The organism is Corynebacterium sp. HMSC073H12, assembly GCF_001837775.1.
GTDB classification, from domain to species: Bacteria; Actinomycetota; Actinomycetes; order Mycobacteriales; family Mycobacteriaceae; genus Corynebacterium; species Corynebacterium amycolatum.
Genome location: NZ_KV834035.1, coordinates 243,039 through 264,254, shown reverse-complemented (window position 1 = coordinate 264,254; position 21,216 = coordinate 243,039). Strand labels below are relative to the sequence as shown.

At 58.6% G+C, this 21,216-nt stretch carries 18 protein-coding genes, 1 tRNA gene and 1 pseudogene; 14 read left to right on the top strand and 6 right to left on the bottom strand.

The annotated features are described in order from the left end of the window. Position 1: 1 nt before the first annotated feature. The 3 genes from HMPREF2708_RS06240 to HMPREF2708_RS06230 form a co-directional block, all read right to left on the bottom strand. On the bottom strand, positions 2-3,613 hold the full coding sequence (locus HMPREF2708_RS06240) for an alpha-(1->3)-arabinofuranosyltransferase domain-containing protein (RefSeq protein WP_070833516.1): 3,612 nt from the start codon (positions 3,611-3,613) through the stop codon (positions 2-4). 29 nt (positions 3,614-3,642) lie between these two features. Then, positions 3,643-3,837, bottom strand: coding sequence for a DUF2613 domain-containing protein (locus HMPREF2708_RS06235; protein WP_005510537.1), 195 nt, complete (start codon positions 3,835-3,837; stop codon positions 3,643-3,645). Between the two features lie 196 nt (positions 3,838-4,033). Next, complete coding sequence (locus tag HMPREF2708_RS06230) at positions 4,034-4,513, bottom strand: universal stress protein (protein WP_005510532.1); 480 nt, start codon at positions 4,511-4,513, stop codon at positions 4,034-4,036. Between the two features lie 180 nt (positions 4,514-4,693). Here HMPREF2708_RS06230 and HMPREF2708_RS06225 point away from each other — a divergent pair, with 180 nt between their 5' ends. The 10 genes from HMPREF2708_RS06225 (at position 4,694) to HMPREF2708_RS06180 (ending at position 14,128) form a co-directional block, all read left to right on the top strand. Beyond that, entirely contained in the window at positions 4,694-5,005 is a 312-nt protein-coding gene (locus HMPREF2708_RS06225; protein WP_070833515.1) for a hypothetical protein, read from the top strand. Positions 5,006-5,055: 50 nt separating this feature from the next. Beyond that, positions 5,056-6,225, top strand: a complete 1,170-nt coding sequence (locus tag HMPREF2708_RS06220; protein WP_070833514.1) for a sensor histidine kinase — start codon at positions 5,056-5,058, stop codon at positions 6,223-6,225. Further along, complete coding sequence (locus tag HMPREF2708_RS06215) at positions 6,222-6,869, top strand: response regulator transcription factor (protein ID WP_070833513.1); 648 nt, start codon at positions 6,222-6,224, stop codon at positions 6,867-6,869. Before HMPREF2708_RS06220 ends, HMPREF2708_RS06215 begins: the two co-directional genes overlap by 4 nt. A 71-nt stretch (positions 6,870-6,940) precedes the next feature. Next, on the top strand, positions 6,941-7,330 hold the full coding sequence (locus HMPREF2708_RS11275; RefSeq protein ID WP_070429408.1) for a recombinase family protein: 390 nt from the start codon (positions 6,941-6,943) through the stop codon (positions 7,328-7,330). Positions 7,331-7,345: 15 nt separating this feature from the next. Then, positions 7,346-7,813 carry a recombinase zinc ribbon domain-containing protein gene (locus tag HMPREF2708_RS11265; protein ID WP_224433374.1) on the top strand — a complete coding sequence of 156 codons (468 nt, stop codon included), beginning with the start codon at positions 7,346-7,348 and terminating at the stop codon, positions 7,811-7,813. Positions 7,814-7,897: 84 nt separating this feature from the next. Continuing rightward, entirely contained in the window at positions 7,898-9,685 is a 1,788-nt protein-coding gene (locus HMPREF2708_RS06200) for an ABC transporter ATP-binding protein (protein ID WP_070833601.1), read from the top strand. Continuing rightward, positions 9,682-11,430: an ABC transporter ATP-binding protein gene (locus HMPREF2708_RS06195; protein WP_016421586.1), complete on the top strand. Its 1,749-nt coding sequence runs from the start codon at positions 9,682-9,684 to the stop codon at positions 11,428-11,430. Before HMPREF2708_RS06200 ends, HMPREF2708_RS06195 begins: the two co-directional genes overlap by 4 nt. 34 nt (positions 11,431-11,464) lie before the next feature. Further along, positions 11,465-12,061, top strand: a complete 597-nt coding sequence (locus tag HMPREF2708_RS06190) for an MptD family putative ECF transporter S component (RefSeq protein WP_016421585.1) — start codon at positions 11,465-11,467, stop codon at positions 12,059-12,061. Continuing rightward, a complete protein-coding gene (locus HMPREF2708_RS06185) occupies positions 12,054-12,740 on the top strand; it encodes an energy-coupling factor transporter transmembrane component T family protein (RefSeq protein WP_070429406.1) in 687 nt (228 codons plus the stop codon). The genes HMPREF2708_RS06190 and HMPREF2708_RS06185 overlap by 8 nt, the downstream gene beginning before the upstream one ends. Continuing rightward, positions 12,737-14,128, top strand: coding sequence for an ABC transporter ATP-binding protein (locus tag HMPREF2708_RS06180; RefSeq protein ID WP_070833512.1), 1,392 nt, complete (start codon positions 12,737-12,739; stop codon positions 14,126-14,128). The genes HMPREF2708_RS06185 and HMPREF2708_RS06180 overlap by 4 nt, the downstream gene beginning before the upstream one ends. Positions 14,129-14,162: 34 nt before the next feature. Here HMPREF2708_RS06180 and HMPREF2708_RS06175 read toward each other — a convergent pair. Next, positions 14,163-14,236 (bottom strand) — tRNA-Gly (locus tag HMPREF2708_RS06175). Between the two features lie 206 nt (positions 14,237-14,442). On the opposite strand from HMPREF2708_RS06175, the gene dcd reads away from it, so the two are divergent. Continuing rightward, positions 14,443-15,024 carry a dCTP deaminase gene (gene dcd / locus HMPREF2708_RS06170; RefSeq protein WP_042388964.1) on the top strand — a complete coding sequence of 194 codons (582 nt, stop codon included), beginning with the start codon at positions 14,443-14,445 and terminating at the stop codon, positions 15,022-15,024. Positions 15,025-15,212: 188 nt separating this feature from the next. Beyond that, the gene (locus HMPREF2708_RS06165) at positions 15,213-16,595 is read left to right on the top strand and encodes a UDP-glucose dehydrogenase family protein (RefSeq protein ID WP_070833511.1); all 1,383 of its coding nucleotides are present in this window, start codon (positions 15,213-15,215) and stop codon (positions 16,593-16,595) included. On the opposite strand, the gene HMPREF2708_RS06160 is transcribed toward HMPREF2708_RS06165, so the two are convergent. Further along, positions 16,592-18,103, bottom strand: a complete 1,512-nt coding sequence (locus HMPREF2708_RS06160; protein WP_070833510.1) for a YibE/F family protein — start codon at positions 18,101-18,103, stop codon at positions 16,592-16,594. The genes HMPREF2708_RS06165 and HMPREF2708_RS06160 overlap by 4 nt on opposite strands. 552 nt (positions 18,104-18,655) lie before the next feature. Further along, complete coding sequence (locus HMPREF2708_RS06155; protein WP_305764133.1) at positions 18,656-20,038, bottom strand: pyridoxal phosphate-dependent aminotransferase; 1,383 nt, start codon at positions 20,036-20,038, stop codon at positions 18,656-18,658. Between the two features lie 144 nt (positions 20,039-20,182). On the opposite strand from HMPREF2708_RS06155, the pseudogene HMPREF2708_RS06150 reads away from it, so the two are divergent. Further along, positions 20,183-20,314, top strand: a pseudogene (locus HMPREF2708_RS06150) (5,10-methylene tetrahydromethanopterin reductase); the annotation flags it as partial. Beyond that, complete coding sequence (locus HMPREF2708_RS06145; RefSeq protein WP_070833508.1) at positions 20,311-20,781, top strand: NAD(P)H-dependent oxidoreductase; 471 nt, start codon at positions 20,311-20,313, stop codon at positions 20,779-20,781. The pseudogene HMPREF2708_RS06150 and the gene HMPREF2708_RS06145, both read left to right, overlap by 4 nt. Positions 20,782-21,216: the final 435 nt, after the last annotated feature.

Sequence of the window (21,216 nt, the reverse complement as noted above, 5' to 3'; positions counted from 1 at the left end):
CTTAATCAGCAGTGTTGTCGGTGTTGTCGACGTCGCTGTCGGTGTCGTCATCAGCACCGCCACCGGAAAGCATCGAGCAGCACGCCACGATTGTCAGCGCCGCCGTCAGCAGTAACTGCAGCGGCCAGCCAGCGCCGGCGTAGGCATCCTTCGGCCACGGGTTCGCGGCCAGCACCATGCCCGCAATCGTCATCGTCGCAGCAAGCGCCACAATCAGTGCGTTTCGCACGTTCAGCCACGGCTTGACGACGTCCCCACGCTTCCGTACCCAGAAAGTCCCACCAAGGGTAGCGGCAACCACCACGAGGGCAATGACCACGCCAGGCCAGCTGGATACCAGTGTCACTGTCGCGGCAGCAGCAATGCCAATAGCCGCCCGCGGCAGATCATTGCCCAGCGAAGATGCGGGAATCGGGGAGGTGAGAGCGAAGCGTCGCCAAGCGAAAGCCAGCCCCACAGTGACCAGTGCGTACACGGTTGCGAGTGCGCCGCCTGCGAGGATGCCAGTACGCCAGGTCTGCTGCGGTGGGTAGGTCAGCTCGACCGCACCACCAATACCGGCTGGAATCGTCCAACCCTGCTGCCAACCAGAGACCGTTACCGGCTTCATGGCGGCGCCTCCGACACGGAGCTCATGGCCAGCATTGACGGAGATGGGCAACCACACGATGCGATCGTGGTCGGCAGCGTCAATGGGATTGTTCAGATCGATTGGCGTCACTTTCTGCTGCTCAGCTGACGGCGCGAAGTAGTCAGTCGAGGTGAGCGACACCCAATCGGACTTGGCATCGATGCGCCATGGCCCCGGTGAGAGCTCAATCTCTTCACCACAGGTCAGCTCGCGGTGATCAGAGCCGTCACCGCGCTGGAGGCTGGCCCACGGGGCTCCGATGCTGCTGCGGCAGGTATCAGCATCGACCTTTACCTTTACCGGCTTTGGAACGGTGAACAGGCGCACCAGCGTGCCCTCATGAATCTCCTGGCCGAAGACCCAGCGCTGAGCCAGCGACGAGGAATTCGGCACCACCGGGACACGAACCGGCGTGAGGTCCTCCGCTATATCCTCGGTGGAAAGCCCTGTATCTTCATCGGAATCGGGGCTGCTGGATTCGAATGCGTCGAAGCCAGTGTCTCGCTTTGGAATCACCAGGCCTAGCTCGGAGATAGCAAAGCCTACAGGAGCTATCTTCGCTGTGATGAGCACAGATGTGGTCTTGCCTCCGGGCAGTGGAATACGAGTCGTCTCACCCGGGACCAACTGTACGGAGCTCGAAGCCGTATCAGTCTGGATGCGCAGTTGCACTGGAACGCGAGCACCGGTCAGGCTGAGCACTGCGTTATCGGTCGGTTCCTTCCACGACAGTTTGACCCACTCAGCCTGGCTCTTGCCCGCCAAGGGTTCCCACCAGGTGGAGGTGTCGCCGTCGAGCATTGCGTTGACCGAGTGGTCAGCCGATGCACCACCGACGTTGTATGGCTCAGAGGCCGACGACGAAACCTCAATTGTGGCGCGACCCGTTGCTGTCTGCGTCAGTGGCAGTCCCACGACGGGGTAGTCCGGAACGAGGTTGCGGACATATGAGTCCTCGTCTTCGGCCAGGATTGCTGACTCCGCACCGACGACTTCACCATAGTTGCGCCCGCGTCGGGCGGGTGTGTCGGTGACAGTGCCGGCGCTCTTGCCAGACAGGATGCGCACCGGAGCATCGGAATCGACTTCGTCAAGCCGCGGGAGCACTTCGGGGCCGCCGGCGACCAGCGGCACCTGGGTAGTGTCCACCACCCGCGGTGAAAGCGCGTGATTGCGCAGCTCCTTCGGGCCCGCACCCCAAATCTGGATAGCGGTATGGCCGTCCTCGTCCGCGAACTCCGCCACCTTTTCCATGGTCGGGGAGTCCTGCAGCGTGGAAGTGATGGCGCGCAGCGAATCGCCCCTCGAGGTAACTCTCAAGTCGTGGCGGACCAGCACGTAGCCGATACCGTTGTTGCGCAGGGTGGCATCCAGTGCCGGTACCTCACGGCCCCGAGTCAGCGAATTGCGCAGACCATCGAGGCCGCGAATCGCCTCTGGAGGCACTAGTGGAACGGTATCGCGGACGGCCCAGGGCACGTCGGCAAGCGGCTGGAGCGGTTCGTCGCGAGTATTGCCCCATGTCTGATCAGCAAACGGCGATGACGGCACCACCAGCGTGCGGGTGTCCTCGCCCTGCTCATTCAGCCAGTCGGCCGCTTCGTGCCAGTAGCCCGGAACCTCGGAAAAACCACCTGCCGGAGCGAGACGGGCGCTCCACGCAGGGGCGGTGGCACTGGCGATAACCACCAGAACCAGCATCGATGCGATAGCGCGCGGGTGCTTCTCCGAGTGTAGCCACTGCTGCCAGCCAGTGGTCGCTGAATCGCTCGCCGTCTCGTTCGTGTGCTCGTTCGCTGGCTCTCGCCACGGCCATGGCAGCTGGGCTGTCGCATGAGCGAAGCCGATAACAAGTGGCAGACGCACAATAGTGTCAAATTTGTGCAGGTTGCGCACTGCTGCGAGCGTGGAATCGAGTACCTCTCGAGCCGATTCCCACACCAGTCCGAATGGCTCCGTCCATGCCGCCATGATGACAAGGCCGATGAGCAGCATCATCAGCCACATCCGGCGCAGCGGCAGTGAACGCATGACCAGGCCAAGCAGTCCGATTGCCGCTATAGCCATCGTGGCGTAAATCAGAATCGGCTCTGCGACCAGTGCATTTCCGCCCACGCGTTCAAAAGAAACAAACGGGGTCCACGAGGTAGAACCACGCAGCGTCTCGCCGAGACTCAACCAACGAGTGGTCACACCGGAGGACTCAATGTAGTCCGTAAACGGTGGTGAGTACTTGCCCAGCAGGAGCAGCGGCACAATCCACCACATGCTGACCGCTGCACACGTAGCCAGCCAACCGCCGAGCATCGCCCACGCACGCCCGCGACGAGGCCCCGTAAAAGCGAAGAAGAGCAGCATCAGACCTGCGGGGATGCAAGCCGCCGCTGTACTGACCGCATTGACCGCGCCAGTGCACAGTACCGCTAGACCGGACAGCAATACGGCACGGGCAGCCGCACGCCAGGGCAGTTCCTCGCGCCGGGCTGCGACCCGCAGGAGCGGAAGCAGGATCCACGGTGCCAGCGCGACGGGCCAGGTCTCGGACGAAATCGCGCCCAACGTCGTAATCACACGCGGCGACAACGCGTACAACAATGCCGCCAATACGCGGGAGGTATGCGTGCCGACGTTTATAGCTTCGGCCACGCGATATGCGCCGGTAAAAGCCACGCAGAGAGTAAGGCTCCACCACAGCGCCTGAATCAGCCAGCCGGGCGCTAGGGCATCGGGCAGCAAACTAAACAGCGCGAAGAATGCGCCCTGTGGAAAGAGATAGCCATATGCCTGGTTTTGGAGCTGTCCCAGCGGCATGGTGTCTGACCACATGTTGAGCGAGGCGGACAAAAACCCGATGGGGTCTTCTGTCAGGTCGTGCTTTGTGTCAGCGACAGTCTTGCCGGGGGACTGGATGAATGCCAGCAGGCACAGCAAAGCCCACCAAGGTACAAGCACGCGCTTACGCGCTCGAACAAAGGTGGGCATAGCTTTAAAGGAGGGTTAGCGTTAAAAACTTAACGCTGACCGTACTCGACACCGCCAAGCAGAGCGTCATCGGTGGAAACAGCCTGTGCTTCCGGAATTCGGTCTTCGGTCAGAGCCTGGCCGATGCCGAAGATAGCGGCACCACCGAGAAGGGCGCCAATGAGCGCCGAGGCCAGGGCAGGGCCAACGCTACGACGCTGCTCGGAATCAGTTTCGTATGCCATGTTGAGGACTCCTCGTGTGCATTAAGTCAATACTGTTGATAAAACTACACTCTGTGACTTCTGTAAACCAGTGGAACAGCTGGGATTCTCTCCCCGCCTTGAATTTTGAGCGGTTTCAGCGGTCATTGAGTTTTCTTAGTTGAGAGATTAACCCATTTTCTATCAGCTAAGTAAGTTTTTAAAAATTTTCTAGAAATTATTCCTTTTCCCCCGGAACAACGAGGACCGGGCGGCCAGCATTCTTCAGCAACGCGTCAGAGGTCGAGGCGGTAAACAGACCACGCAAACCAGTCACACCACGAGTGCCGGAGATAATCACGCCCGCATCGAGGTCGTGAGCTGCATCGACGATGGCCGACCAGATAGTAGTTTCAGTCTCTACCAAGTAGGGCTCCGCGACGAAGCCAGCCTCAGCGGCAATCTGTACACCCTCACGGCAAATGCGGACGGCTTCGTCGTGAGCCGGATCGCCGTCTTCAGTCGTGGCATCCCAGTCGGGCTGCATCATGCCAGAGGCGCCAGCAGTGCGAGCTGCAGCGCGCTGCAGGGGTTCCCAGGCAGTCAGAATGTAGGCCTTCTTAACGCGCAGCAGTTTTCCGGCATAGGCCAGCGCCCGCTTGGCTTCGTCGGAGCCGTCGTAGGCAATGAGCATGGAATCAGAAATCGGTTCAACCATTTATGAGTTCAATCCTTACGTCAGAGATAGCCGAAAGACTGTCAATAGATAAAGAAAAAGAGGTGTCGTTGTAGTCCAGGATAGGACAACAGCGACATTCAGCACGCTAGTTTTTAAAGCTTCCCCGAACCAGCCGGCTTGGGGCGGCTAGAGAGTCATTAACAGGAAGCGGTAACGTCCATGATTGTTCAAGGGCTGGGCATCATCGACGGTCTGCTGATGCCGCCGCTGATTGCACGGCTCCGCACCATGTCCTACGTCGCCTTTGGTCTCGGCTGCCTTTTCTTCCTCGGGTATGCGTTGATGATTCTGGTTGACCAGCGGGGAACGACGGAAACATGGACACCGATTCTGGTCGTACTGCTTGGTACCACGGTCGTGCTTGCAGTGCTTGGGCTGGTTGTCGGTCGGCCAACGTACATTGATGACGAACTGGCCGACCGCGGTATCGGCGAAAAGAAGCCGAGACGTATTCAGCTCGACCGAATTTAGGGGAGTTAGCTCCACTGTATTTGGACACGGGCCAACTTAGCTTTGAAACTATGACAAAGAAAAAGAATTTAATCGCACTGGCCTGGAGTTTTATTCTCGGACTCCTGTTCATTCCGGGATTGATCGTCTCCGCTTTTCTTCTGCCCTGGATTCCGCTCATCGGCCGAGGTGCCGATTGGCTCTCCCGCTGGGCAGCATCGTGGTCCGGCACCCCAATCGCCAACCGCGTGACCAATCGCTGGTTCGACATCCGCAACTTCGTCAACCTGCTCGTCCAGTTGGCCATTGGCTTTGTCACCTTCACAGCGTGGGTCGGCGGCGGGTTCACTGTCGGAGTGCTCTTCGCTGCACCATTCCTGGTTGATGAAGTGCAGTTTTTCAGCTGGACTCTGACTGACCCCACACAGAAAATCGGTGTTGCCTGGGTTTTCGCCATCGTCTTTTTGGTGCTGACCATCGCCATCAACCTCGGTGCCGGCCTGCTGTCCATTTGGCTCTCCCGCGTCATCCTCGCACCATCCAGCGAGGAAGTCAGCCAGTCCCGCGATGTGCTCATCGACTCCTTCTCAGGCGAGCGCCGTCGCATTGAGCGCGAGCTTCACGACGGTCCGCAGCAACACCTGACCGCCTTGAAACTCAACATTGCCGCTGCTCGCATGGGTAAGACTGAAGAAGAAGTAGCCGAGGCACTCTCCGCCGCCGACCGCAATGCAACGCAGGCTCTTGCACAGCTGCGCTCCGTGGTGCTTGGCATTGCCCCGCCAGTGCTTTTCGAAAATGGCCTAGTCGCAGCAGTAGAGGAATTGGCAGCGCACTCTGGCATGGAGGTTTCTGTTCGTGAGGACGGGGTCTCCGACTTCGGCCCGATTGACGAAACCACAGCGTTGCTTGCTTACCACAGCGCAGCGGAGGGGCTGACCAACGCCACCAAGCATGGCCATGCCGATCGAGCAGATATCACTCTCGCGGTTCAGACTCCGAAGAGGGCGCTCGTGTCTCATCCGGGTACGCTTACGGTCACTGTGCGCGACAATGGCGAAGGCCTGGAAAAATCATCGAGTGCGGACGCTGTAGACGTCGTAAAGCATGGCACGGGAACCGGCATTGCGGGCCTGCGCGAACGGGCGGCAGCGCTCGGTGGAACCGTGGAACTCACCAACGCCGACGGTGGAGCCCAATTGCTGCTGGAACTGCCGATTCGCCAAGGAAGGATGCGATGAAAGTACTGTTGGCAGAGGACTCCGTACTCCTGCGCGAGGGGCTGACCGGCCTGCTGCGGGCACTGGGGCACGAGGTCGTCGCCGTCGGCGATGCGGATCAGCTGCTCGCCACCGCCGAAGGGCAGGTGTTCGATGTCATCGTCACCGATGTCCGAATGCCGCCGAACATGCGTGACGACGGACTGCTCGCGGTCTCCACACTGCGCCAGGACAACCCCGACCAGCCGGTTGTGGTGCTCAGTCAATACGTAGCGGCCAGTTATCTGGATCGCCTGCTGCAGCATGGTGGCTTTGGGTACCTGCTTAAGGAACGCGTCTCAGATGTCGAGCACTTCGTTGCGGCGCTGGAAGAGGTCCGCGGCGGCGGTACCGTGGTTGACCCTGAAGTGGTCGCAACGCTGCTGACCGCAAAGCAGGACGGCATCGCCGCGCTGACCCCGCGCGAGCGCGAAGTGCTCGACCTGATGGCGCAGGGGCTCAGTAATAAGGAAATGGAAAAACGCCTGGTGCTAACCGCTGGTGCAGTGAGTAAGCATGTGGCGAATGTGTTTTTAAAGCTCGGCTTCCAGCCGGAGGATAGCAACCGTCGTGTTAAAGCAGTGTTGCGGTGGCTGAGATACACTGCGCCGTCGCCATCCTCGTAAACCGCGACCACGTAAAAGCCCCACGCCAACTCCTCCGAAACGGGAGTCGGCGTGGGGATTATGGGTAATTGGTGCTACTCGGATATAAGAAAGGCGAGGGTGGAAGCCTCGTCATCGACGAGACGCAGGCTCCGACCGTGCGGTTGATCTACCAGCTGTTCCTTGATGGGATAGCGATCAGTGAGATTAAAACCGAGCTCGCTGCCCGCAAGATTCTCACCCCGCGCGGGAAAGAAGTGTGGTCAACCTCGACAGTGTGCTCCATCCTGTCCAACGAAAAATACAAGGACGACGCCCTGCTGCAAAAGACGTTCACCACCGATTTCCTTACTAAGAAGATGAAGGTCAACGAAGGCGAAGTACCCCAATACTATGTATCAGGTAATCATGAGCCGATTACCGAACCGCGTATCTGGGATCAGATGCAATACGAACTCGCCACCAGGCATGGCAACATATAGTCAGCGAAAGTCGGGTTGTTCTCCACCCGGCTGGAATGTGCTCGGTGTGGGGCGTGGTATGGGCGTAAAACGTGGGCGTCGAACACGAAATGCAAAGACGCAGTTTGGCAATGCAACCATAAATACACAGACGAACATCCCTGCAGCAGCGCGACGGTGAAAGACGAGCAGATCGAAGCGCTGATTGCGGAAAACCAGCGGTGTGCGCTCGACCAGGACGCCTGCCAATCCGCGTACGCCGAACTCGATACTACCTACCGTAAGACGCTCGCACGTAGAACAAGCCTGGAAAAAGATATCGCAGCGAACACCGCCAAGCACGCCGCCATCACCACAACCCTGAATGATCTGACAGGGGAACCTGTGAGCGAGTTTCACCCCGCACAATGGAGCGCACTTATCGACCACGCCATTGTCACCGAGGACGCGATCCGGTTCGTGTTCCGCACCGGTGAACAGGTGAGGATTGCCCTGAAAGGGTGATGTTCGTATCAGTTGACGTGCACAGTAGACACACCTCCCAGAAATATAGTAAGGTTAGGCATGCCTAAGAAGGATGGTGCTTACGTGAACGAAAGTGCAACGGATCAGGTTGTTGAAGGCGAGTATGGGTCGGCGAAGGAAAAATCAGTCGCTGGCCAGAACGCGATCCGTCAGCTATCGCAGCCGGTGAAAGGCAAACTGTTTATCGCGCAGGCCTTAACGTTCGCCTCTGGGGTGTTGGCTATCGCACCCTATGTGGCTTTGGTGGAGCTGGGAGCTGCGCTGATGCAAGACCGGGTGGACCCGGCGCGGGTGAACTGGATCGTGATGCTCCTTGTTTCTGCTTACATGGCGCGGTTGACTTTGTATTTTGTTGCGTTGGGCGTGACGCATTTTATTGACCTGTCGTTGCGTAATCAGATGCGTCGGCAAATTGCCGCCCGAATGTCGACTGCTCCGCTGTCGTGGTTTACCCGCGAGGGCGAAGGGAAGATCCGCAAGACCATTCAGGATGATACGGCCACGGTGCACACAGTGATCGCACACGGGCCGATCGAGAAACTGAACGCAATCGTCTCCCCGCTCGCCTTGTTGGCCTATGCGTTCGTGGTGGATTGGCGGCTCGCTCTGCTGTCGATTGCAACGATTCCGGTTTATGTGGGCATGTATGGCATGTCGATGCGAGGGATGAATGAGAAGACCGCGGAAATGGACACCAAGCTCGCTCAGGTTTCGGCAACGATGGCCGAGTTCGTTGCCGGTATCTCAGTGGTGAAAGCGTTCGGCAAGGTCGGCCAAGCACATAAAGCCTATTTAGATGCAGCTAACGAGTTTTCTAAGTTCTACCGGGCGTGGTGTATGCCGCTGGTGTCGATGTCGGTCGCCTCATTTTCGTGGGTGTCGATCCCGGTGCTGTTGATCGTGAACCTTGGCGGTGGCGCGTTGATGATGAACGCCGGTTGGGTGAGCATCTACGAGGTGATAACGACGACGTTGATCGCCTTGGTGCTGCCGGGAGCGTTGATGGCAGTCGCAACCATCGCCTGGTCATATCAGCTCGCAGGTTCAGCGGCAGTACGGCTGGTGAATGTCATGGAGCTACCGGTGTTGAGTCAGCCCGATGCGCCACAGACACCACACGGTCATGATATCGAGATTCGGGGTGTGTCGTATGCCTATGACGACACCCAGGCATTAGACGAGGTGAGCCTGAGCATTCCGGCAGGCACGGTGACCGCGCTGGTTGGCCCGTCGGGTGCGGGGAAGTCGACGTTGGCGAGTTTAATTGCCCGCTTCGATGACCCGGACGCTGGCACGATCACCATCGGCGGGGTTGATCTAAAGAGCATTTCCCAGGATGTGTTGTATTCGACGGTCGCATTCGTCCTGCAAGATGCACAGCTTATTCGCGACACCATCCACAACAACATTGCCCTGGGCGCGCGAGACGCAACCTTGGAGCAGGTGCGGCAGGCAGCGAGAGCAGCGCAGATCGACGAGTTCATCATGAGCCTGCCCGATGGTTACGACACTGTGTTGGGGGAGGACACCCACGTTTCGGGCGGGCAGGCAGCCCGTATCGCGATCGCCCGGGCGCTCATGGTTGATGCCCCAGTGTTGGTGCTGGACGAGGCGACGGCGATGGCGGACCCGGAATCGGAATCGAAAATCCAACAAGCTCTCTCGACTCTTGCCAAAGGCAGAACCGTGATTGTGATCGCCCACCGACTGGCCTCGATCAGAGGGGCAGACCAAATTGTCGTCATGGAACGCGGGGGCATTGCTGTGGTCGGTAAACACGACGAGCTGTTGGGTAATGCGCACTATCAGGCACTTCTTGCCCAAGGTGCATGCGAGGAGATGAAACGATGAATCAACTATTGCTGCCACGCTTTAAGCGTTTGATGGAACCCACCTCGTGGCGAGACCTCTCGGTCGGTCAAGCGTGGGGTGCGGTCTCAGGACTGTGTCACGGCTTTGCCCTGCTCGCGCTACTCCCTGCAGCAAGCGCCTTGGCGACCGGAATGCCGGTGTGGGGGCTGTCGTTTTGGGGCTGGCTCATCGCCTTGGCGGTGTTCGCGGTGCTGGGCGTGGGCACGGAGTTTTATGGCATGCGCACCGGCTATATCGGCGCGCTTGGATTCATTCACGACGTCCACCAGGCAGTAGGTAACAAAGTAGCCCGCCTACCACTGGGAGTGTTCGATTCGGGTAGCTCTGGCCGACTGTCGCGCATGGTCACCAAGGAAATGATGGACTTGGGCGAGTCGGCGGCACATTTCATTTTCTCCCTCGTCCAAAAACTCTCAGCCGTGCTCGTAGTCACTGTGGGAACCTGGTTCTGGGATTGGCGGCTGGGACTGACCTTGACGATCGCGTTCCCGATCATGCTTGCCTTCCTCCATATCTCCCGTGTGCTTCTCGATAAGGGCAAGAAGGTTTCCGAACCAGCCGAGTCAGAGTTGGCGGCTCGCATGGTCGAATTCGCCACCTGCCAAGGTGCATTGCGTTCCTGTCACGTCGCCGACGACTACCCGGCCCTTGATCAGGCTTTCGACCAGGCTGACCGCAAGGGCCGCAAAGCATTGTGGTTCGAAACACTAGCGAACCTGATTAATGGGATGTTCGTCCAAGCGCTCATTGTGGTGATGATCTGGCTCACCGCCCAACTCACCCTCGGCGGGCAGATGAATGCGCTGAACGCCTTGGTGACAATCGGCATGTGCCTGCGGTTCACCACCATGCTCCAAGACATTGGCGGAAATATATCTGGGCTGGAAGAACGCCGCCAGCAGATGAACCACGTCGACAAGGTCATGGACGCTCCCGAACTGTCCGAACCTGTCACCTCCACACCGGTGAGCGCTCCTGGTGATGTTCGCTTCGATGATGTGACCTTCGGCTACGATCCGGACACCCCGGTTCTCCGTGATTTTTCCTTCCATGTCCCGCAAGGCGGCATGTGTGCCCTGGTTGGTCCATCTGGGTGCGGGAAGACGACGATCGCCCGGTTGGTTGCACGTTTCTGGGATGTGCAGTCCGGCAGCGTGCGCGTTGGCGGGGTTGATGTGCGTGAGCAGACCACCGAAGATTTGATGCGCCAGATATCCCTGGTCTTCCAAGACGTCTACTTATTCAATGACACGCTTGAGGCCAACATTCGCCTTGGCAACCCAGAAGCTACCGATGAAGAAATCAGGTGGGCCGCTGACCTGTCGGGCGTGACGGAAATCGTCAACCGCCTCCCAGATGGCTGGAATTCATTGGCGGGCGCTGGCGGGCGTGCACTGTCAGGTGGGGAACGCCAACGAGTGTCCATCGCTCGCGCCTTGGTGAAGAAGGCCCCGATCGTGCTGTTCGATGAGGCCACCAGCGCATTGGACGCGGAAAATGAAGCCAACATTGTTGCGGCGATGAACGAGCTACGCAAGCACTCCACGCTGATCGTGATCGCCCACAAACTGGAAACCATTCGCCAAGCTGACCAAATTATTGTGCTCTCCCACGGTGGGCGTATCGCCCAGCGCGGGCCTCACGACGAGCTGGTCAACCAGCCGGGTCAATACCGCGATTTCTGGCAAGAGCGCATCAACGCAGGCGGATGGCAACTCGTCTAAACACAGCGCATATCAGCACATAAAAGGAAAAACTATGTCCACACGCACATCCTCGCGCCTCAACACGCGCGACTTCATCAACATCGGCGTCTTCACTGCCTTGATGTTCGTCATCGTGTTTGCATTCGGAATGCTCGGGTTCATCCCCGTCGCCATGTATGCCGGCTTCTTGCTTTCTATCCTCGTTAACGGCATCGTCTTTGCGCTGTTCACAGCACGCACTCCGAAGATGGGGGCATTGACCATCATGCTGATCCTCATCGAAATCCTCTTCTTCGTGACCGGCCACTGGGTGGGCGGCATCGCGATCGCCGCTGTATTCGGCCTGCTCGCCGACCTAGTCATCACCAAGGGGCCGAAGAGCGTGAAGGTTCGCGTTCCGCTGGCATACGCACTGTTTATTCTGCCGATCTACGTGTCACCGTGGATGCCGCTATTTATGAACCAAGAGGCATATATGTCGCAGATCGCCGAACAAATGGGCGCCGAGTATGCCGCGAAGATGGCCCAGGTTGTCACTATCCCGATTCTGTTGGGCTTCTTCGTCGTGATGCTCATCGTTGGCTGGCTTGCTGGTCTGTTGGGAACCAGGGTCGCGCGCAAACACTTTGAACGGGCCGGTCTTGTCTAAACTTCCCGACCCGCGCACGATTATCGTAGCGCTCGTCATCGTCTCCACCACGATCTACAGTTCCTACTCGCCGTGGTTCGTGTGTGCTCTGGGCGGATTCGCTGCCGTGATGCTGGCGAGCGCCTCGATCAACCCCAACACGCTCGTGCGCCCGAGCTGGGTGGCCGTCTACCTGGCCACGTTTGCGGTCCTCGGTGGGCTCGTTTATGTGATACCCCTGGTCTGGAAATCAACAGCCAGCGCATTCCTCGTGCTGTTTCTGCAGTGGATGTGGCGATTCAGCGTCAGCGCAGGCATGGGCGCATACGCGATCGGTGTAATCCGACCTGCCACCTTGCAAAAAGCACTAGCCAGCTCACGAATCCCGACTTGTTTGACGATCCCTATCTCAGTCGCGTTACGGGTGCTGCCCGTGATCGGCCACGAGGTTAAAGCGATCTCAGATGCGATGAAGCTTCGCGGGATGTCCGCGCTTTCCCTGCGCGCGGCCCAGTACTTCACGATCCCGCTGCTATCGACCGTGGTGCGAAGCGGGGACGAACTGGCATCTGCTGCCCTTGTACGCGGACTGGGCGGAACCGCAAAGCCTACCTCAGTCACGGTCGTGAAATTCCGGGTGGTCGACGCGGTCATTCTGCTCATCGTTATCGGCTTCGCGATATGGAGAATCACCCTATGACAACAGCCCAAGCCACCGGCGTCACCTTCACCTATCGGGGAGCAGACCACCCCTCAATCACAGACGCAACCATCACCATCACACCTGGAACCGTCACCTTGCTGTGCGGCGCGTCTGGGTCAGGGAAAACTACCGCGCTACGGCTGTTTAACGGGCTGATCCCGCACTTCCACGACGGCGACCTTACCGGAAGCGTCACAGTCGACGACATTGACGTGGCACGAGTAGATCTATCAGAGCTTGCCCACCACTGTTCGACAGTGTTTCAAAACCCGCGCACCCAGTTCTACACCACTCACGTGCGCCAAGAACTCGCCTTCGGCCCAGAAAATCTCGGCCGCGACCCGCAGGAGATTAGTGCCCGCATTGACGAGGTTGCCGCCGAGTTAGGTATCGCCGACCAGTTGGAATCCCGCGTCACACAACTGTCGGGTGGGCAGATGCAACGCGTGGCCTGCGCCATCGCCATGTGCAACAACACGTCGCTGATCGTCTTTGACGAGCCGACCGCGAACTTGTCCGCTGACGTTATCGACCAACTCGCCACGCTCATCGCCCGGCTCAAAAAAGACGGGCACACCATCATCATCGCTGAACACCGGCTGAGTTTCCTCGCCGGGATTGTCGACCGCGTCTACTGCTTCGACAAAGGCAATATCGCCCTCACCGCAACCGGCGAAGAGTTCTACGCTACCTCGGATGAGGAGCGCAAACAGCTTGGACTGCGATCCCTTGTGCCCGTGCCCATGCCGCAGCTACCGCAACCGGCAGGAGATGGGCTCACGATTGACAACCTCACCTTCGCCTACCGCCACGGAAACACAGTCCTCAACATCGACCATGTGCTCTTCCCGGAAGGGAAAATCACTGCACTGTTGGGCCCGTGCGGGTCGGGCAAATCAACACTGGCACGGATCGTCTGCGGACTTGAAAAGGCCAAGCATACATCCATCACACTCAATGGACAGAAATTCACCAGCCGTGACTCCTACCTTGTGATGCAAGACCCTACCCGACAGTTGTTCTCGGACACAGTCATTGACGAAGTCACGCTCGGCACGACCAAAGCCGAAAAGCAACGCATCGATGCCCACGCGATCCTTGAAGAACTCGACCTTGCCGACCACGAGGCTGATCATCCCCAAGCACTCTCTGGCGGGCAACGCCAACGCCTGGTTATTGCTACAGCGCTTGCTGCGAACAAGAAAGTTTACATCTTCGACGAGCCCACGTCCGGTGTTGGCTACAAGCACCTTGTCGCGATTTCCCGGGTAATGCGTAAACTCGCTGACACTGGTGCCGTCGTCATTGTCATCACCCACGACGCTGAACTCGTTACCGAGGTCGCCGACCATAGCGTCCGCCTCGACCAAATCAACGCCTGCTAACGCAAACGCCTACTTATCATTTTCGACGTCATAGTGGAGCCGATGACGGGAATCGAACCCGCGCCGCCTGCTTGGGAAGCAGGAGTTCTACCATTGAACTACATCGGCACACAGTAGGCGGAATGATTAAAAGCACGCCACGAGATTGGCACAGTAGATGTGACATGCAGGCAATCAGTCGCCCTCTGTAACTTCAATGTAGCACTCTCGATTCGCGTCGAAAAAATTGGTTGGCAGCCGTTCCACTGAATTTAGTGGGGTTTATCCTGCAACCGACACACGCTGTGCATTACAGAGCGGTTAAGCTGGTCTATGTGTTGCTCTCAGATCGTGATATTCGTGCCGCTATCGATGCCGAAGGCTCCGACCACCTCGGCATTGATCCTTTCGACCCGAAGATGATTCAGCCTTCGTCTATCGACGTGCGTCTGGATAAGTTTTTCCGAGTTTTTAATAACTCGCAGTACACGCATATCGATCCGAAGTTGCCGCAGGAAGAGCTGACATCCCCGCACGAGGTTCCGGAAGGGCAGCCCTTCATTCTTCACCCGGGTGAGTTCGTCCTGGCATCGACTTTGGAATACTTCACTATTCCGCCAAACTTGGCAGGCCGCCTGGAAGGTAAGTCTTCGCTGGGGCGTCTGGGCCTGGCAACGCACTCGACCGCCGGCTTTATTGACCCAGGCTTTTCAGGCCACATCACGCTGGAGCTATCCAATGTGGCGAATTTGCCCATCGCATTGTGGCCGAATATGAAGGTCGGTCAGCTGGCACTGTTCAAGATGTCCTCGCCGGCAGAGGTGCCTTACGGTTCTGGCAAGCTCGGTTCGAAGTATCAAGGGCAGCGAGGCCCGACGCCTTCGCGTGCATACCTCAACTTCCGCGATGAGGAATAAGGCATTGGGAACTCGGGGCATAAATGAATTGTGAATAGCCTCGAGTGAATTCTCGGTGAAGAAACGTAAACAAGTGTTCAATAAAGAGTTTCTGCAGGTCAAAGCTTTAAATATGGGCCTTTAGTTTACACCATTTAAGGGTTAAATCGGCTTGAAGGCCTTTTATCTTTCGATAAATAATAGCCCTTATGCGTATTACGGTTATTGGTACGGGCTACCTTGGTGCCACTCATGCTGCGGCGATGGCGGAGTTGGGTCACGAGGTTCTCGGCGTAGATGTTGATCCCGCCAAGATTGAGGCATTGTCCGCAGGTCAAGTTCCTTTCTTTGAACCCGGCTTGCCCGAACTGCTAAAGAAGCACGTTGAGTCGGGGCGGCTACGTTTCACCACTAACTATGACGAGGCCGTTGAATTTGCGAATGTCCATTTCGTAGGAGTTGGAACTCCGCAGGTTAAGGGCTCTTACGCCGCTGACGTTCGCTATGTGGACGCCGCTATTACCGAATTGGCTAAGCGCGTCGTCGGCAAGCATTTAGTGTTTGGTAAGTCCACTGTGCCCGTCGGTACTGCACCGCGTCTGCAGGCGCTGACTGCGAAGATGATTGGTGAGCGCGCCGCATCTGGTGATGAGCAGTTGAAGGATACCAGCCTCGAGATTGCCTGGAACCCGGAGTTCCTGCGCGAGGGCTTCGCGGTAAAGGACACTCTCGAGCCGGACCGTGTGGTGCTGGGCACCCAGAAGCCGGGCATGATCCTCAATGGTGCAGGTCAGGAAGTCGAATCGATCGCTGAGGAAAGTCTGCGCGAGTGCTTCGGCCCTATCTTTGAGCGTGAGACGCCGTTTATCGTCGCGGACACCGCCACCGCAGAGCTGGTGAAGGTGTCGGCGAACGCATTCCTCGCCACCAAGATTTCCTTCATCAACGCGGTCTCTGAAATCTGTGAGGTCACAGGTGCGGATATCACCACGCTTGCCGACGCCATCGGTATGGACGCTCGAATTGGCCGCCGCTTCCTCAATGCGGGGCTGGGCTTCGGCGGCGGTTGCCTGCCGAAGGATATCCGCGCATTCATGGCCCGCGCTGGTGAGCTGGGCGTTGACCAGGCGCTGACCTTCCTGCGCGAGGTCGATGCAATCAACATGCGTCGCCGTGAAAAGACCGTTGACCTGGTACGCGGCAGCTTCGGTGGCTCGTTGCTCGGTCATACCGTGACCGTGCTGGGTGCGGCTTTCAAGCCGAACTCTGACGATGTGCGTGACTCCCCGGCGCTGTCGATTGCCGGTTCGCTGTCGTTGGCAGGCGCTTCGGTAAGCGTTTACGACCCACAGGCCATGGAGAACGCCAAGAAGAATTTCCCGACCTTGGAGTACGCACCGAGCATCGAAGCAGCTCTGGAAGGCTCGGAGATGGTTGTAGTTGCCACCGAGTGGCAGCAGTTCCGCGACATCGACCCGGTGGCTGCGAAGAAACTGGTCAAGCGCGCAGCGGTGCTCGACGGCCGCAACTGCCTGCCAACCGATCAGTGGCGTGCCGCAGGCTGGGATGTCACCTGCCTCGGCCGCGGCTAAATGCTAGCTGCCCTCGAGCGCTTCGGAAACTTCATACCCTCCGGGGCCACGGTATAGGCGGCGATGAGGGTGGTAATCGGCACCGCGAGTACCAAAGCGACCGCACCGATGGTGGAACGCAGCAGCTCTGTGGCCACTACATCGGAGGTCAACGACTGCATCAGCGGCCGGTCGGAGACGCTTAACAAAATCGACAGCGGCAATGCGGTGCCGAGATACGCCAGTACCAGCGTGTAGACCATCGACGCGATGTGGTCGCGACCAACGCGCATTGCCGAGCGGAAGACCTCCATAGGCCGCGACCGCGGAGCTGCTTCGTAGAGCTCCTGGACGGTAGAGGCCTGGGCGATGGTGACGTCGTTAAGCACACCCAACGCGCCGATGATGAATCCCGCCAGAAGCAGACCTGTGACGGAGACGTCAGGCAGGTAAAGCTGAATAAGTAGGTTGTTCTCGTTGCCGAGACCACGTAGCTGCGACGTGGAGATTGCGAGGTTGGCCAGGCCCGCCGCCAGCACCATCGTGGTGAGTGTTCCCGCCAGTGCGGAAGCTGACTTCCAGTTGATGCCGTGAACGAGGAAGAGCACTGGGAAGAGAATCGCCGCGCCCGCCGTGATGGCCAAGGCCACAGGATCGCCGCCGCGTAGCAGTGCCGGAACCAGAAATCCCATCACTGCGGCCAGCGTGATGCCAAGACCAATGAGGCTCAAGACCCCGCGAGTCATGCCGACGAGGATGATGAGAAGTACTGCCGCGCCGAGCCACAACCAGATCGTCGTGGTGCGATCCATGTCCAGGAAGGTGTAGGTGTTCCCGATGCTAGCGGTGTCGACAACCTGATGAGGTGCGAGGTCGACGACGTTAGCGTCGGCGGCAGGAGCCGCGGGGGCAGGTGGTGCGGGGGCAGGTGGTGCGGGTGGAGCAGGAGCAGCAGGAGCTTCTGCGCCGGATTCCGGTGCTGGTTCCTGCTCCGGGGCCGGAGCTGGTGCCGGGGCCTCTGCATCAGGAGCAGGCTCACCCTCTATGCCCTCAGGGGCAGGCGCGGGAACAACGCCGGGAGCCGTTGTCATCAACCCCGAATCTGGCACGGCACCATTGTCGACAGCTCCGGTACCGGCCGCGTTCGGACGGTGAATTGCCAGGACGACCTTGTTGCCCTCGGCCAGCTCAATCTCGCCGGGCAGACCGGATGCTTCCAGCAGAGTCTTCTTGCCCTCGTCTGGGCCCGAAGTCAGTTCAATGACCGAGAGCTGGCACTTCGGCGCCGCGGGGTCGTTGAGGGAAGCCGTCAGTCCTGGCCGCGGCTGGTCATCGAAGACGCGTCCGTTGTCAGGCGAATTGCACGCGCCGACGCTGTGCTTTACGACGGTTCCCTTGACCGTCTCTGCAGCTGATGTCTGTGACTGCAGGAATCCCGGCCCCGGACTTGGAGCTTCACCCGATGGCCAGAGCCCAATCACCGCGAGGAAAGTGGCAATGCCAGCAACTGTAAGAACTGTGGCCAGCAAGCGACGTGCTCTTGTGGGGTTGTGCCGCGGTTTTGTCGGTTTTGGTTTGGCTTGTGCAGGTTCGGTTTGCCGCGCCGGTGCTGGTTTTGAATGTGCAACAGGTTCTGCATGTCGTGCTGGGGCAGCCGAGGTTTCAGAGTTGGGTTGATTCGCGGCGTTGACAGCCCGGAACCGGCCGGTAGGGGAGCTGCTGTTCGAGTTTTTCAGTACGTCGAGATGCGCCCCTATGTCGGAACCCGGAGCAACGCGAAAAGGTTGCTGGTTGTCAGAGTTCATTGAATCTTTTGAATGCCTGCCCACCCTTAATAACCTAATCGCTGCACCAGCACCGGAAGGCGTACCGCCATTCCGGCGCGCCGAGCCGTGGTCATCAACACTGTGCCCACTTTTCGATGCAATACTCACTTATCGATGCGCTCCAGCGTGTCTATAAGTGAATAGCGCATCGATATGTGAGAGGGGTAGAACCCGCAGCAACGCGAAAAGCCTGCTGATTCCCGGAATCCACTGAACTTTTTGAGCGCCTGCCCACCGTTAACAGCCCAATCCCTGCTACTGCTTGTAGCTGGCCAGGAAGTTGCCCAGGCGCTCGATGGCTTCCTTCAGGTCGCGCGCCCACGGCAGGGTGACAATTCGGAAGTGATCCGGCGTCGGGTAGTTGAAGCCAGAGCCGCCGACCATCAGGATCTTCTCTTCACGCAAAATGTCGAGCATCAGCTTTTCGTCATCGTGAATTTCGTAGACGTTCGGATCCAGCTTCGGGAATGCGTACATTGCTCCCATCGGCTTCACGCAGCTCACGCCCGGAATTGAGGTCAGTCCCTCGTAGGTGACATTGCGCTGCTCCAGGAGGCGACCGCCTGGCAAGATCAGGTCCTCGATGGACTGGTAACCGCCAAGTGCCACCTGAATGCCGTGTTGAGCAGGGACATTCGGGCACAGGCGGGTGCTGGCCAGCAGGTTGATGCCCTCGATAAAGCCCTCTGCGTGGCGCTTCGGGCCAGTCAGCACCATCCAGCCCGCGCGGTAGCCGGCCACACGGTAGGTCTTAGACAGGCCGTTGAAGGTGATACAGAGCAAATCCGGGGCCAAGGAGGCAGTGGAAATGTGCTCTGCATCGTCGTAGAGGATGCGGTCGTAGATTTCGTCGGAAAGCAGCAGGAGTGAGTGCTCACGAGCGATATCGACGATGGCTTCGAGTGTCTGGCGTGTGTAGACCGCGCCGGTCGGGTTGTTCGGGTTGATGATGACAATCGCCTTCGTGCGATCCGTCACCTTCGAGCGAATGTCTTCGACATCCGGAGCCCAGTTATTTTCCTCATCACACGTGTAGTGGACGGCCTTGCCGCCGGCGAGGGTGGTTGCTGCCGTCCAGAGCGGGTAATCCGGAGCTGGAATGAGGACCTCATCGCCCTCGTTGAGCAGCGCCTGCGTGGTAATGGAAATTAGCTCGGAGACGCCATTGCCCAGCCAGACGTCGTTGACGTCGAAACGGGGAAAACCCGGGTCCATCTCATAGCGCGTGACGACGGCACGGCGTGCGGAGTAAATACCCTTGGACTCGGAGTAGCCCTGTGCGTGGGGGAGGGCCCGGACCATGTCCTGCACGATGGTGTCAGGTGCATCAAAGCCGAACTTTGCCGGATTGCCGGTGTTGAGCATCATGATGCGGTGGCCGTCGGCTTCCATCTGCTCGGCGAGAGTAGTCACCGGACCGCGAATGTCATAGAGGACGTTCTGCAGCTTGGAGGATTGGTCCAGTGTCTTCAGCGGAGTGCGGCGAGGTGCCCTGATGTTTCCACGGCGGGCGGCAACTCTGGCGGCACGGGACTGCTCGGCCTGAGCGGCCTGTGCAGTCTGAGCGTCCTGCGTTGTCTCGTTGGTGGTTTCGGTGCCCTGGGAAGTGTCTTTACTGGAACTCACCTGTCTAAGCATGCCACTTTTTTGCTCCCGCACCATGCTTTTCACATAGTGGGGGCAGATTAATTGCACATTGATTGCGCAAAAGCGTCCTGCATGAGGATGCAGGACGCGAGTCTTAATAGGAGCGTTGTAATCGATGCCGAAATCGGTGCGGGCCTGCGTGAAGAGTTCGAGTGCCGCCGTCCGGCGCACGTGCCTTCCGACCCGCCGACGCATGCCTCGCTGGCTGCCGAGGGTGCAGATTCCCCGCATCTTCTCGTCCGCCCGGCTGAAAGGAATCAGCAGTGAAAAACCTCGTCGTCGTAAGCGCTGGTGTTTCCGCCCCATCAACCACGCCCATCCTTGCTGACCGTATCGCGGAGGCTGTCGAGGCGCAGGTCTCCAAGCGCGGCGAGGGACTCCATATTGGGTACGTCGAGCTGCGCGAACTCGCTGTCAGCCTCGGCGCTGCGATGTCCACAGGGCTTTACGACGAAAAATTGCGCGCCGCCCTCGATACTGTCAGCAGTGCTGATGGATTGATTGCCGCGACCCCGGTGTTCGCAGCGTCCTACTCGGGGCTGTTCAAGATGTTTTTCGACGCCCTGGGTACGGATGCGTTGACCTCCATACCGGTCATCGTTGCTGCGACTGCTGGCACGGCGCGGAATTCTTTGGTGCTGGGTATGCGATGCGTCCGCTCTTTAGCGGCACCACGGAAGGTTGTAGTAGTCGCAAGAGAAGGTATCGGAAAGAGCGTATTCCTTGACCTGTAGTTCATCGCTGCTGGTCGCGGTTGCCGGCGCAGCGGTAGCGGTGGCAGCCGGGGCGCCGGTCAGCGCGCTCAGGGAAAGGGCTGCGGATGTAATGGTGGTAGCAAGAACAGAAGTGCGTCCAAACATTAGGTGGTACTCCGAAAGATTTCTGCCTCGGCAAAGTGTCAGGGCTTTGTTGACTGTTGAGGCTCGTCGGTAATTGATAAAGAAATCATAACTATTCAGTCAAGGGTGTGAAGTGCGGAGGCCCTCCCCCGTGCCCGCTCCTAGGGGTGGCCAAACGGCTACCTGATGGTGTCTTTATGTAGGTGGGTCAGTGGCCGAAATGTTGATTGCCCAATACCAAGTGGCTGACAGAGGAATTTTTGAATTGGTTCAAAAGGCGTAGTTCTAATGCGATTAAATTAATCGCTGAAATCTTATTGTGGCGCTCAT

Coding starts and splice junctions, on each gene's coding strand:
- HMPREF2708_RS06225 (WP_070833515.1), top strand. CDS start 4,694: ATGATTGTTCAAGGGCTGGGCATCATCGACGGTCTGCTGATGCCGCCG.
- HMPREF2708_RS06165 (WP_070833511.1), top strand. CDS start 15,213: ATGCGTATTACGGTTATTGGTACGGGCTACCTTGGTGCCACTCATGCT.
- HMPREF2708_RS06195 (WP_016421586.1), top strand. CDS start 9,682: ATGAATCAACTATTGCTGCCACGCTTTAAGCGTTTGATGGAACCCACC.
- HMPREF2708_RS06180 (WP_070833512.1), top strand. CDS start 12,737: ATGACAACAGCCCAAGCCACCGGCGTCACCTTCACCTATCGGGGAGCA.
- HMPREF2708_RS06235 (WP_005510537.1), bottom strand. CDS start 3,837: ATGGCATACGAAACTGATTCCGAGCAGCGTCGTAGCGTTGGCCCTGCC.
- HMPREF2708_RS06230 (WP_005510532.1), bottom strand. CDS start 4,513: ATGGTTGAACCGATTTCTGATTCCATGCTCATTGCCTACGACGGCTCC.
- HMPREF2708_RS06215 (WP_070833513.1), top strand. CDS start 6,222: ATGAAAGTACTGTTGGCAGAGGACTCCGTACTCCTGCGCGAGGGGCTG.
- HMPREF2708_RS06190 (WP_016421585.1), top strand. CDS start 11,465: ATGTCCACACGCACATCCTCGCGCCTCAACACGCGCGACTTCATCAAC.
- HMPREF2708_RS06155 (WP_305764133.1), bottom strand. CDS start 20,038: ATGCTTAGACAGGTGAGTTCCAGTAAAGACACTTCCCAGGGCACCGAA.
- HMPREF2708_RS06240 (WP_070833516.1), bottom strand. CDS start 3,613: ATGCCCACCTTTGTTCGAGCGCGTAAGCGCGTGCTTGTACCTTGGTGG.
- HMPREF2708_RS06220 (WP_070833514.1), top strand. CDS start 5,056: ATGACAAAGAAAAAGAATTTAATCGCACTGGCCTGGAGTTTTATTCTC.